Origin of the sequence: Streptomyces sp. CB01635 (genome assembly GCF_002803065.1) — a bacterium.
Classification (GTDB): Bacteria; Actinomycetota; Actinomycetes; order Streptomycetales; family Streptomycetaceae; genus Streptomyces.
This window is the reverse complement of sequence record NZ_NNBL01000044.1, coordinates 42,275-54,325: the sequence shown is the minus strand read 5'-3', so window position 1 is coordinate 54,325 and position 12,051 is coordinate 42,275. Positions and strand designations below refer to the sequence as shown.

9 protein-coding genes and 2 pseudogenes are annotated in these 12,051 nt (G+C 67.9%); 3 read left to right on the top strand and 8 right to left on the bottom strand.

What is annotated here, in order from left to right; all coding sequences use genetic code 11:
• Positions 1 to 82: 82 nt before the first annotated feature.
• Complete coding sequence (locus tag CG723_RS44055) at positions 83 to 511, bottom strand: hypothetical protein (protein ID WP_159032696.1); 429 nt, start codon at positions 509 to 511, stop codon at positions 83 to 85.
• Between the two features lie 262 nt (positions 512 to 773).
• Here CG723_RS44055 and CG723_RS44050 point away from each other — a divergent pair, with 262 nt between their 5' ends.
• Positions 774 to 1,469, top strand: coding sequence for a TetR/AcrR family transcriptional regulator (locus CG723_RS44050; protein WP_100599186.1), 696 nt, complete (start codon positions 774 to 776; stop codon positions 1,467 to 1,469).
• Positions 1,470 to 2,020: 551 nt separating this feature from the next.
• On the opposite strand, the gene CG723_RS44040 is transcribed toward CG723_RS44050, so the two are convergent.
• The 4 genes from CG723_RS44040 to CG723_RS44020 all read right to left on the bottom strand — a co-directional run bounded on the left by CG723_RS44040 (position 2,021) and on the right by CG723_RS44020 (position 5,869).
• Positions 2,021 to 2,329, bottom strand: coding sequence for a hypothetical protein (locus CG723_RS44040; protein ID WP_234374853.1), 309 nt, complete (start codon positions 2,327 to 2,329; stop codon positions 2,021 to 2,023).
• Positions 2,326 to 2,523 (bottom strand): YlcI/YnfO family protein, encoded by a 198-nt coding sequence (locus CG723_RS44035; protein WP_234374852.1) that lies wholly within the window; start codon positions 2,521 to 2,523, stop codon positions 2,326 to 2,328. The genes CG723_RS44040 and CG723_RS44035 overlap by 4 nt, the downstream gene beginning before the upstream one ends.
• A gap of 257 nt (positions 2,524 to 2,780) precedes the next feature.
• Positions 2,781 to 4,001 carry a hypothetical protein gene (locus CG723_RS44030; protein WP_100599184.1) on the bottom strand — a complete coding sequence of 407 codons (1,221 nt, stop codon included), beginning with the start codon at positions 3,999 to 4,001 and terminating at the stop codon, positions 2,781 to 2,783.
• 1,430 nt (positions 4,002 to 5,431) lie between these two features.
• The gene (locus CG723_RS44020; RefSeq protein ID WP_100599182.1) at positions 5,432 to 5,869 is read right to left on the bottom strand and encodes an SSI family serine proteinase inhibitor; all 438 of its coding nucleotides are present in this window, start codon (positions 5,867 to 5,869) and stop codon (positions 5,432 to 5,434) included.
• Positions 5,870 to 6,218: 349 nt separating this feature from the next.
• On the opposite strand from CG723_RS44020, the pseudogene CG723_RS48455 reads away from it, so the two are divergent.
• Positions 6,219 to 6,426 (top strand): annotated as a pseudogene (locus CG723_RS48455) (glycosyltransferase family 2 protein); the annotation flags it as partial.
• A gap of 850 nt (positions 6,427 to 7,276) precedes the next feature.
• Entirely contained in the window at positions 7,277 to 7,669 is a 393-nt protein-coding gene (locus CG723_RS48450; RefSeq protein ID WP_234374851.1) for a helicase associated domain-containing protein, read from the top strand.
• 263 nt (positions 7,670 to 7,932) lie between these two features.
• Here CG723_RS48450 and CG723_RS44005 read toward each other — a convergent pair whose 3' ends face one another.
• From CG723_RS44005 to CG723_RS43995, 3 genes and pseudogenes are all read right to left on the bottom strand, one after another.
• On the bottom strand, positions 7,933 to 10,548 hold the full coding sequence (locus tag CG723_RS44005; RefSeq protein ID WP_159032695.1) for a serine/threonine-protein kinase: 2,616 nt from the start codon (positions 10,546 to 10,548) through the stop codon (positions 7,933 to 7,935).
• Positions 10,549 to 10,754: 206 nt separating this feature from the next.
• Positions 10,755 to 11,501, bottom strand: a complete 747-nt coding sequence (locus tag CG723_RS44000) for a class I SAM-dependent methyltransferase (RefSeq protein WP_100599179.1) — start codon at positions 11,499 to 11,501, stop codon at positions 10,755 to 10,757.
• A 152-nt stretch (positions 11,502 to 11,653) separates the two neighbouring features.
• Positions 11,654 to 11,845: pseudogene (locus CG723_RS43995) on the bottom strand (ATP-binding protein); the annotation flags it as partial.
• Positions 11,846 to 12,051: the final 206 nt, after the last annotated feature.

Below are 12,051 nucleotides of genomic sequence, written 5' to 3'. Positions count from 1 at the left end.
TCGGGGGACCTGGGCTTGGTTGAGGGGATGGAACTCGACGCGGGTGCCCCGGCCCTGCCGGAGTGGGGCGGCTCGGGCCGCGTCAGCTGTGGTTCAGGGACCACACGACCTGGTCCTCGTACCAGCGGGCGGCGCTGACACCGTGCCGCGAGGCCGCTTCGGCGACCTGGTCCTCGTACCAGCGGGCGGCGCTGACACCGCGCCACGAGGCCACCGCGTCGACCTGGTCCTCGTACCAGCGGGCAGCACTGACACCGCGCCACGAGGCCGCTTCGCCCTCGTGGTCCGCAGCCCGTACGTAGCGCACAGTGTCCCGCCCACGGTGGTCGTCATCCGTGTGGTGGCCGGCTTGCTCGCTGCTGGTCGCGGAGGTGGCGGACACGTACTGCGTGTGCTGCACGGGAACCGCAGTCGTGGCTGCCGACGCCGAGCCGCCGGCTCCGAGAAGGGCTCCGCCGGCCAGTGCCGTGGTGGCGAGTGCGATCGAGACGCGCTTGGTCATGCTGTTCATGGTCATTTCCCTTGCGAGACTGCCGCGGTTTCGCCGAGCTGGCGGCCGCCGCTTCTATGTGAACCGAGATCCGGAAATCCCGGGTCAGTCGGCTTGCCGCAAGGTCATCCGGAGGGGTGCCTCACATTCGGCTCTGCCACCGTACCCGAGGGGTGCCTCATGTTTGCGGTGAAGCTCATCACAGCACGTCGGAGGGGCGAGATTGCGATCGGAAACGTGACAACAACCGAATTCGAGGGGGGCCTCATGTTACGCTCGAGCCATGAGCCACCACCACGCCCCGTCCGCGAAGGAGACTCCGACGAAACCCCTGCGCCGTGACGCACAGCGCAACAGGGACGCGATCGTGGCCGCCGCCCGCACGGCCTTCTCCGAGCAGGGTCTTGGGGCGTCCCTGGAGGGCATCGCCCGCGAGGCCGGCATCGCGATCGGCACGCTCTACCGCCACTTCCCCACCCGGCTCGACCTCGTCGAAACGCTCTTCAACGCGAAGTACGCGGAACTGCTCACCGCTGCAGAAGAAGCCGCGGCCATGGACGACGCCTGGGAGGGGTTCTGCCGCTACCTGGAGAATCTCTGCAAGCTGCAGGCCTGCGACCGCGCCTTCAACGACCTGGTCTCGGCACGACTGCCCCTTCACGTGGCCGGCCGCGAGATGTTCGAACGCACCAAGGACCTCTGCAACCAGATCATGCGCAACGCCCAGGAACAGGGCGTCCTGCGCAGCGACGTCACCGCGCAGGACATCGCCTTCGTGATCTGGTCCCAGGCCGGGATCATCCAGGCAACACGCACCGTCGCTCCCCAAGCCTGGCGCCGCCACCTCCACCTGATGCTCGACGCCTTCCGCACCGAGGGCGCCCACGAACTGCCCGAACCTCCTCTGACCAGCCAGCAGGTCGACCAGACCCTCGTCACTCTCGAGTGCACCGAAGAGGGCTGCCGCGAGCAGTCCTGACCACACGAGGGACGAGGCCACCGACAACAGCTGCGCATCACACCGGACCGGCGCCACACCGGACCGGTACCTCGGCCGACCGGCCGGGAAGACCCCGGACAACACTCCGGGCGGCACGACTACGGGCCGTCCGACCGTCATCTTCCGGCTGCTCCGGCCCTGCGCACCCTGGCGCGGCTCGCAGAAGGCCGAGCACAGCGTCAACCAGCGCCGGCTACGGCTCCTGCCGCTCGACAAGCGGCGCTAGATCGCGCACTTGAATGCGCTCGCACAAGTGCCACTGGCCGTGTGGATGTGGTGGGACGACTACGCGCCCACGCGGCAGGCGCAGCGGGCTTGGGTGACGTGGGTGGGGCGCGGTCGGCGCAGCCAGGAGGCGGCGCACGGGGGCGCGGCCGGTCTGCTGCAGCAGACCGGCCATCAGCTGGCTACCCAGACCGTGCGGACCCAAGGGCTTGCAGAAACAGCATGAACGGCCCCTTCTCCGGAGGGGGCTATTCCATGCCTAAGGCCATCCTAGAGAGGTCTCCAGGGCGTACAGCGGCTGCCGATCAGAGGTCGAGGACGGCGCGTAGGGCCTGGTCGACGCGGGCCATGGTGGCGGGGTCGACGGTGCCTTGGTGGGTCGCCTCGGCGAAGCGGACGGCGCGCAGTTGCTGGAGGTTCACGGCGACTGCGGTGCAGGGGATCGGGGTGTCGATGCCGACGGACATCGCAGTGTCGGGGTAGCGGCCGGCGGGGTGCAGCACGAGTCCGAGGACGGCTCCGTACGCCTCGTCGAGGCCGGACAGGGAGACGACCAGGACGTGGCGCTCGTCGGGCAGGGACCAGACGTCCCCGCGCTTGATCTCTCGGGTCACAGGGTGTCGCCCTCGCCCGCCAGGTCCTGGCCGAGGCCGAGCGCGGCGAGCTGGTGCCCGGCGTCGAGGGTCGCGGCGCGGCGGGCGGCGCGGACGATGTACGCGTTGGTGCTCAGCCCGGCCGCCTTGGCCGCCTGCTTGATCGCGGGCGCGAGCTCGTCAGGGACGCGGAGGGTGATCGGCGTAATCGACATGACACCACACTAGCCACCACAAAGTGGTGTCGCCAGGTAGTGGCAGCGATTGCCCGGCCCGGGTACCTTCGCCCGTGGCGGCCGGGCGGCCTGCGCTGTTTCGTCCTACAGAACGGGCCAACTACGGCGCTCAGTCACAGCCAGGCCCGTGAAGCTCGGGCCGGTGGCACGCGCAGGCCAGCCACTCCGCCACGGGTGAACTCTGCTTCCCCCTCGGACGGGGGTTGAGGCTCCCGGTGCACCGGACTCTGGGGCGGTCACAAGTCGCGGAAGTCCTTGGCGGCGGGATAGGTGACGTGGGTGCAGCCGCGTCGGGTGGTGATGTCGTCGACGTAGGCGCGGAACAGGGAGCTGAGCGCTTTGTGGCCGAGGATGTCGTCGTAGATGTGGTCGGTGCTGAGGGTGTGCAGGGCGGGCTTGCCGTCGCAGATCGAGGACGCCCACCAGGTGCCGTCCTTGCCTCCCGCCGTTCCCGGCTTGAGCATCACGGTGTCGCCGATGTCGTCGTAGCCCACGGACTCTGCCTCGGCACCGAAGTAGGACACCGTGCGTAGCCACCAGGGCGAGTGTGTGAGCGCGCCGTCGGCGTAGTCGCGCTGATCGGGATCCAGGCCGTCGGCGATGGCTCGGACCCGGCCGGGGCTGACCGCCAGCAGGCAGCCTTCGGCGGGGTTCGCCTCACGGGCGGGGATCGTCAGAGCGCGGTCGGGCAGCCGGCCCTGCCTCTGTTCTTTGACCAGGTGGTCGGCCCAGCGGCAGGAGCCGGTGGCCGAGGCGGCCGGGCGCAGCTTCGAGGGGACCGCGGTCATCTGGTCGGGCAGGGCCGGTAGTTGGGTCCGGCAGCCGATCCGTCGGGTGAGCTGCTGCGTGGCCGAGCGAGCTATGTGGGCCAGGCGCCGGAGGTCCTCGGCGGGGACCTCCGGGTACCGGGCCACGGCCGTGACGTTCAGCAGCCTCGGCGCAGCTTTGCCGCTGCCGGGGCCGCACTCGGCACGGATGGTGGTGCGGAAGTTTATGTATGAGCCCAGCGTGCCGTCGCCCAGCGGCCACGCCTCAGGCTCGCGGTCGGCGACTGCGGTGACGTCGTCCTTCGGCTGGTGGCCGTCCGTCGTGGTGAGGAACGGGGAGCCCCTGTCGCCGATCACGTTCACCGGCTCGGAGTCGTCGCTGCTCGCGACGATGAGCCGGAACAGGTCGGTGGTTCGGTGCGAGCCGCTCACCTTGTAGATGGTGCAGGCGCTCGGATGCCGTGCATCGAGCCGGTACTCGTCGTAGTCGCTGGACTTCGCTCGGACCATGCCGCCCTGTAGGTCCATCACCTGCGCCCCCGACACCAGGTGGTCGCAGGCCGCGGCGATGTCACGTTCGCTGGAAGCCCGGTCACGGATGTCGTCGACGGTCAGCATGCCCGCGTACAGGCTCAGCCCGATCCCGCCCACGGCCATCGTCTGCCACAGCCTGCGCCGGCCCGCACCCATCACGTTCTCCCCCGTTGCTCCCGTTCACGGCGGCCGCCGCGTCGAACACCGAGCGTAGAAGGCGCACGCCCGAGGACCACAGCCGGCCCGACCGGGCGCCAACCACAGCGCTCATTCACGCGCCTCCGCGGGGCGATGTGGGCTGCGAGTGTGACTGTGCACCGCAGTTGGCCTGTCCGGCCAACTACAGTGCTCACTTCTGCTGGTGGCCGCGAGCAATCGGTCGCCGTGAGGACGGCGTCGCAGTGGCGGCGTGGCGTGCGCCAGGTTCGGACTACTTGATCGCGGACGGGGCCCGGCCGGGATGTCCGTGAAGTTCATGAGCGTCAAGACCCGCTCGCTACGACCAAGGTGACTGGGGGCTCGGCAGGGTCCCTGATCTCATCGTCCCACCGCGTCGTTGGAGTACCAGGGCGGCAAGCGGGCCGCCCCGTAGCTTCCCAATGGAGAAGTCAACCGTCGTGAGTCAGATCCACTAGCCGAGCCTTCCCTGGTGGGTGGTCTGCACGGTGAGCACTGGGTTCATGGGTTCGATGAGTTGTTCCACGGCGACAGCCACAAGGTGAGCCGGGGCATCGGCCTGAAGCAACGCACTCACGTACTCGAGGGCCTGCGATGGAGACAGCATCGGCAGTCTCCGGCGCAGGATGCGTACCGCTTGCATGTGCCCACGCACGGCGGCAGCTTCGCGTATCTCATCGTGTAGATCGTCCAAAGGGGTGCGGACGGCCAGCCCGCGGATGCGAACGCGGAGTCAGCCTCCCAGGCTCCCTCAACCTCGGAGACCGCTCCAATTTGGTGCAGCCCTCCGTCGATGCGGTCGACCAGGTAGGGACCATGGCCGACCAGCATGGCGGCGTGGTCCCCGGTGCGGGCGTGGCGGGAGGTGTCGGGGGGTGAAAACGGAGTTGCGGAAGAGGCCGGTGATGTAGAGCTGCTGCCCGCCCGCACGGACCTCTTCCCAGGATGCGGCCCGGTTATCGCGGTGGAGCAGGGTGGCCTGTCTGCGGCACAGCCGGCAGATCCCCTCCGCATCCAGGGATGATCTGGCCCGTAATCGCGTGAACCTGAACAAGGTGATCACGCAGTGGCCGGACATGCTGAAGGTCGTCGGTTCCCCGCGTGCGGAGCCCAGCGAGGTCTCGGTGGCCGGAGAGCTGCTGGACGAGGGACGGCACCTCGAGCTCCGCCCGAGGCGGCGCCTGCAGCCCCTCCACGGACACGATCTCGACTGTTGGGCTCAGCACCGCCTGCCGCGTCCGGTTGCCCCGTTCGACCCGTGCGTCCGGCTGTGCCGTGGATATGCCTTTGCCTGCCACGCGGGGAACCTGGTGCGTGGCAGGCAAAGGCTACTCATCCACGGGGATCTGCGCCCACGGGGCACGTCCCTTTGGGGGCCGTTTGCCCGGCCCCCAGAGGTGCCGCTGAGGTCAGAAGTTGAGGAGGCTGCTCTGCCCGACGGTGTTGTTCATTTCGCAGGAGTTCGCAAAGGTGTGTTTCCAGGAGGTGCGGGTGCCCTGCCAGACGCCGTCGACCGTGACGGTGATGGGGGACCACAGTCTCGTGCAGGCCTGGCCGTGCGTGGTGGAGAGCAGGGAGTCAGGCCGGCCATCGGCGGCGCGCAGGTCGGCGCAGGCCGCGGCGGGGTTGGGATGGGTGCCGCTCGCGCCGGGCATGCAGCTCAGTGTGACGGCACGAGCTGCGGTGTCGGTCGATCCGCCGGGCTGGGAGACGGTCAGGACCAGTGCCGAGGGTGCGTACAGACTGGCGGGCGCCGCGGTGGCGGTGACCGAGGTCGCGATGAGTGCTCCGCCGATCAGGGCGGTGGCGGTGGCTGCGGTGGCGGCGAAGCGCATGTTCGTGCGCATGAGGGCTCCTTCAGGAGGGTCGGGGGCCTTGTGGGCCGGGAGCAGCTTCGCCTAAGCAACGGGGCAAGGCCACTTGACTGACCGTGTTTGAGACGTGCCCGACCTGTATGCATGGAGTGAATGCCATGTGTGCAGGTCATGGGGGCTGTGGCGCCTCGTGAAGATTTCCAATCAGTTCGAATAGGTGTGAATCCGACTAGTCTCGAGGAGGTGAAAGGCCAGGTCGCCATGGTCGTCGCACCGCACAGAATGGCCGGAAGCCAGGGGCTTTCTCGCTGGGGCGGCGGTTCGGTTTGGCTGGAGTACGCTCGCCGTTCACCTGATCGCCGGCCGTGAGGATGTGGTGGTCGTGACCCGGCCCCGTGTGGGTGTCGCCGTGCTGACCATGGGCGACCGGATGCCTGAGCTGCTGGCCCTGTTGGGGTCGATTGGCCAAGCAGGACGAACCGGCCGCCCGCATCGTCGTCGTGGGCAACGGCACGACCCTGGAGGGCCTGCCGGACGGTGGGACCGGGGTGGAGCTGGAAGAGAACCTGGGGGTGTCCGGTGGCAGGAACGGGCCAGTGACTCCAGCAGCGCCTGCATGGAGTCAGCAGCGGGCAGCAGCCGGGAGAAGTCGGTGAGCTCTCCGACACGGGCGCGGGCGCCCTCGAGGGACTCCTTGGTGAAGTCGATGCGTGCGGAGGCGATTTGATGCAGCAACATCGCGTGTCCTTTCGGTGGCCCCCGACCGGGCTCTGAACAACGCGGTGTTGTTGATTCGAGATCGAACAAGAAAAGAGAGTCGTCGCGAAGAAGGTTCCCGGCAACGTCCGCAGGTCGGATAAGACACCCGGAACTGGCCCCTCGATCGGGCCAGGCCGAAAGCGACGACAACGTCCCCTGCCAGCCAACTGCTCCCCCACGCCTGCGCACTACCCTCCCGGGTGAAGAACGCACGCAAAGCGTCACGCATCCGCTGCACGTCGAGGAGACCAGCCCTCCAGCCTGCAGGGGACCACTGCGAACTGCGTGAGCGTCACACGGTCATCCGCTACCGACCGGTCCGTGAACCCCGGCTCCCATCCCCGCCAACGCGAACCGGTCCACCAACTCCCTCTAAAGCCCCAGATGCCCCGAAGCCCGGTCGGCCTCCGGGTCGGACAAGGAACGCACCACCCGAAACGCCACACCCACCACCCCTCCCCCAGCCCCGTTTGGCTCTCTCCCTCTCTTCCTGGATACCGCTCCACCCTCAGGAATCCTGAAGCATCCCGAGCCAGGTCAACCGACCGAGTGAACCCCAACACCCCAGGCCAGACGACAGATCGACGTCTGCTACGCCCCCGCGAACCCAAGCCCTTTCCTACAGCTAAAAGCCACATCGATGCCGGCGGCACACTCCCCCACGGGCCCGGTGTCCTGGTCGTGCAGGGCGAAGACCTCGGCGCGTGGGTGCAGGCGCAGCGGTTGGGGTGGGACAGGCTCGGGGTGGCGCAGCAGTGGCTGCTGGAGAGCGTCCTGGGCATCGAAGAGGCGGAGCGGCCGGTACGCCGGACACAGGACGATAAATGGAACCTCAACCTGGCGGCTGCCCGCCGCTTCCACGCCCGGGAGGGGCATCTAAACGTGCCCAGGAAGCACGTCGAAGAAGTCCCGGCCGGGGTCGAGGGAGCCGGGGGCGGCACGAACGGCCAGGATGACGGCGCAGGCGGGGCGCTCGTGCAGCTGGGGATGTTCCTCGCCAACACACGCCGTCGAGCCGACAAACTCACCAAGCAGCGCCGGGCCGAACTCGACCAGCTCGACATGCGCTGGTAAGGGCTTGCCGTCCTCTTGGTGATCCGCGGCTCCTCACCGCGCCGTCTAATCCTACGAAGGGTGCAGCTCCTCTGAAGGGAAGAGTCGGCCAGGCGCTTTGCCAGGTCCGGTGGTTGGGCCCGGTGGCAGCGCCCCGGCGTTTCAGTAGGCGGGAAGCGGCTGCTGAAACGCGATGATCGCCGACGGCGTGCCGGATGGCAGCCGCCGGCCGCGGCGGCCGAGGAGGGTCACCTACCGAGGAGCCGACCGTAGGTAGGTGTAGGTCAAGGTTTCTCTTCAACGGAACTACACCCTTGGGCGTTTGTGGCGATGGCGAGTGCGGCTTGGACCAGGGCCTGCTTGCGAGCGGTGTCATCGGTGATTCGCTGGGCTGCCTGCTCGGCGCGGCGTGGATCGGACTCCATGAGCTCTGAGACGACGTGGGTCAGCAGCGGCTCTTGGTCGGAGCTGGGCAGCTGGTCGAGGAGTTGCTCGGCGGTGTGCAGATCTCTGACAGCCAGGGCTCGGAGAGGCCACCACGTCAGTTCGACGTACTCCTCGACTTCGGGTGGTCGGTGAACTGCCTGCCAGGCCCGTCGTACCAAGCTCTTCGCGTACTGCAGATCCGTGTCGGCCAGCGCCACGGCGGCGGTGACCAAGGCCAAGGCGAGGTGCCGCCGTGGCCCGGCATCGAGAGGCTCGGTGCGCGATTCGGCTTGGTCGACGAGTCGCACCGCTTGGGCCGGATCGACGGCGGCGATGTACTCAGCGACGATGACCAGCGTCCACACCTCCACGTGCTTTCCGAGGCTGGAGACGAGGTGTCGGGTGACCCCAGTGGCCAGGTCGTGGTCGAGGTCCGCGGCCTCTGCGGCGACCGCTCCCAAGGCTTCAGGGCGTCCGCTGTAGGGGCCCTTCGGGATCCCAAGCGCTGCCTCGTGGGCGGTTGCGAGCCACTGCCGTGCCTGGGCGGGGTCGGAGGCGGCCACCTGGCCTGCCATGCCGGTCAGCGCTTTGGCCCGAGCGGCGTGAGTGGTGATCCGCGACGCGAGGCGCTCGGCCCGGGAGCTGTCGGCTGCGGCTGCGGCGACCGCGATCCCCACGAGATCACTGGTGCTGTCCTCTTCCTCCTCTGTCTCGAGTTCTTCGATGAGTTCTTCGAGGTCGGCATCCATCGGATCGGGTTGGCGGGTTCTGCGCAGGCGCCGCCACCAACCGGAGGTGCGCTCCTCAGTCTGTGCCGGTGCCGCAACGGTTGGCACGGGTATCGATGGTGTGGCAGAGGTTGGCATGGCCGCCCGCGCCGGTCCGACAAGGGCCAGCTCAGCCGCGTCGATCAGGTCCGGCACATGTCCGCAGCCGGCCGAGACCGCTGCCTCGATGGATTCCTGCCATGAGTGGACCTGTTCGTACCGCTCGGTGATCATGCCGATGAGGCGTTCGGCCCGGTCGGGGTCGACTGGCGCCACCCCCGCACTGACTCTTCCCAGTGCCCAGTTCCTGTCCTCTTGTTCGTCGAGGCCAAGTGCGCGGTGCTCGGCGAGGTTGATCAGGCGCCGGGAGGCGTGCGGATCCGCGTCGCGGCCCTGCTTGGCGATCTCCACCAATTGATCAGGCAGGACCCATGTGTAGTCGGGGTTGGGGGGCAGGGTGTGGGCGGCCGACTCGACTTGCTCCATCAGCTGACGGGCCCCAGCAGGGTCGACTTTGGACAGCAGCCCAGCCGCTCTGCTCATATCTATGATGTGCTGCTGATGGCTCGCTGCCTGCTCTTCGGGGTCGGGGATCAGCGCGATGAGCGCTCCGGCTTGGTCGAGAAGACGTCGGGCCAAGACGGCGTCGGCCGCCTCAAGGGCCAGTTCCAACTGCAGCCCAAGGCGGTTCTCCGCGGACAGACGAGGCATGATCTCTTCGCGGAGCGATGGAGCGGAGACGCCCACGCTGTAAAGCGCACTCTCTCTTTCATCCGGGTCCCGGATGGATTCGGCGATCTGGATGGCGCGCTCAAACAGTTCACCCTGCGCGGTGGAGAGCGGCGGCCGGGGCGCAGGTGGTTCGGGTGCCGGGGCCGCGGTGCCTGAATCTTGGCCGTCTTCCAGCAGGGCCTTCGCCTGCGCGGTGGTGGGGCGGGCGTGAGCTTCTTTGTCCAGCAGGCGCATGATGGGCTCGGCCATCCAACCAGCCGATGCCGGCCGGGGCAGATCGTCCCTACCGATCGCTTGGATCGTGGCCATCAGCGAGTCACGGCGGAACGGTGATATGCCGCTGACGGCCTCGTACAGGGTCACGCCCAGAGCCCACAGGTCCCCGGTCGGCCCGTCATCGCCGTCGAACCGTTCGGGAGCCATGTACTCCACCGTGCCGACCGCCAAACCCGTCCGGGTGATCCTGGTGTCCGCGTGATGCTTGGCGATCCCGAAGTCGACCAGCAGGATGCTGCCGTCGTCAGCCAACATGATGTTCCCGGGCTTCACGTCCCGGTGTGTGATCCCGATCGCGTGCGCCGCAGCCAGAGCACCGAGGACCTGTAGGCCGATCCGCGCGGCGTGGTCAGGTTCGAAGCGCTCGCCCGCAGCGACGGCCTGTGCCAGGGAGCGCCCGGTGACCAGGTCCATCACCGTCCACGGGATCCCGTCGTCGTCCTCGACCACGTCGTGGACGGCGACGACGTTGGGATGGGCTCGCAGGGCAGCGGCGTGACGGGACTCCTTCTCCGCGTAGGTAAGGGCGGTCCGGCGCTCCTCAATGGTGGCATGCGGGTCCAGGATCAGGCGCTTGGCCGCGACATCAACCCTCAGCCGCTGATCCCTGGCCTTCCACACCTCACCCATGCCGCCGCCACCCAGACGCTCGGCCAGCCGGTAGCGTCCAGCGATCACAGTCCCCTTGGAAACCTCCAAAGCCCCACCCTTTGTCAGCCGCGCCCCATCAGACACTGAAAGCGTAGTTGCACGACAGCCGCCATGAGGTTGGCTTCGTCTACTTCCAGCGACAGCGTTTGTCGGTCTGATTGAGCAGCAGTCAGTGCCCAGCCTCGCCATGATTGTTCACGAGAATTGACGGCACCTCTGTCCGCTGGCGGTCGCCAACGTGTCGTAGCGCCGTGTCAACAGGTGGCGACAGCCAAGCTGGCTACGTAGTGCTCCTCGACCATCCGGTTCGGGAACACCTTGGCCAGGAGGTCGCGCTCCTTGGCAATAAAGGTGTTCGTCGCTTCCTTTCCGAGGACGAGGAAGTCGGAGTAGCTGGCGAGGTTGGCGAGGTGCATGTCGAGAGGAACGCTCCGGGTCCACGGCACGTGCCGGTGCCCGAAGCCGAGCTCGGGCGGCAGTTCGCGGAACCGGGCCGTGGGGTCGTGAGGGCTGTCGTCGGCACCGAAAAGTCGGCGCAAGCGCGCGTCCTGGTCGGCAATCCACGGAACGGTGCTGTCGGAGTCGTTCCACCAGAGGGCGAGTGCACCACCGGGGCGCAGGACTCGGAGAGCTTCCGGGACGGATTTGCGCTGGTCGGTCCAGTGCCAGGCTTGGGCGTATGTGAGAACGTCGATGGAGGCGGAGGCCAGCGGAAGGTTGTTGCCGTCCCCGATCACAAGGGGGACGTCGGGCAGGCTGAGACGGAACTGCGCGGCCATCCCCGGGCCGGGCTCGACCGCGATAACGCTCCCACCGCGAGCCCGGAGTAGCGTCGTCGCCAGTCCGGTGCCAGCCCCGATGTCGGCGACCCGGGCACCCTTCAAGGGGGAGCCGGTGAGTTCCTCGACCGCGTCGAGCAATTCGGACGGGTACGAAGGACGGTTCGCAGCGTAGCTGGCAGCGGCCGTGTCGAACGAGCGGGCCTGCGAAGTGATGGTCATACGAACATTGTTGACAGCTGCAGGTGCTCGGCGCCGTACCTTTATGTCTTTCTTCCGACAGCAGGTAGTCGCCAGAGCGTCGGTGGATGCACCAGCATGACGGCTCGCCGCCCACGTGAGAGCAACGAACGTTGAGACAGGAGCGTCGGATATCAGATGGCCTTGGCTTGCTCTTCGGCGCGAGCTCGTGTGCTGGCGAGACGGTAGGAGTCGGTGCCGGTTTCGATGATGGTGCCGTTGAAGGTGAGGCGGTCGACGATGGCCGCGCAGAGTCGGGGATCGGTGAAGGTCTTGGTCCAGTCGCCGAAGGACTCGTTGGACGCGATGGTGACGCTGTTCTTCTCCACGGCTATCCGGCGCCATCGGCTGAACCGTTGCCGCTTCACGTCCCACAGCCCGTGGCATCATCCGTCCGGCATCCCCACCCCCGGCCGCCCGAACGCCTCAAGGCGAAGGCCCGTCCATGCCGTTGGCCCACCAATCCGACCCGCTGAACCACCCCACACGAACGGCTGAACCACCCACCGTTCCCACCACAACCCGCAGGCCA